1 protein-coding gene is annotated in these 258 nt (G+C 65.1%); it reads right to left on the bottom strand.

The genetic code is table 11. From position 1 onward, the window contains the following. Positions 1 to 258: AAA family ATPase (locus OP04_RS48225; RefSeq protein WP_033346828.1), on the bottom strand; the 258-nt coding region annotated here is incomplete at both ends.

The raw sequence follows: 258 nt of genomic DNA, 5'->3' as shown, positions 1-258 counted from the left end.
GATGAACAGGATGATGTCGCCGCGGGTGCGGATCTCCTTGAGCACCTTCTTCAGGCGCTCCTCGAAGTCACCGCGGTACCGCGAGCCGGCGACCAGGGCACCCAGGTCAAGCGTGTAGAGCTGCTTGTCCTTCAGCGTCTCCGGCACCTCGCCCTTGATGATCTTCTGGGCCAGGCCCTCGACCACGGCGGTCTTGCCCACGCCGGGCTCACCGATGAGCACCGGGTTGTTCTTGGTGCGGCGGGACAGCACCTGCAT

The sequence above is a fragment of the Catenuloplanes japonicus genome, assembly GCF_000717135.1.
GTDB lineage: Bacteria > Actinomycetota > Actinomycetes > Mycobacteriales > Micromonosporaceae > Catenuloplanes > Catenuloplanes japonicus.
Note: the sequence above shows the minus strand (reverse complement) of the source record. Positions and strands in the feature narration are given on the sequence as shown.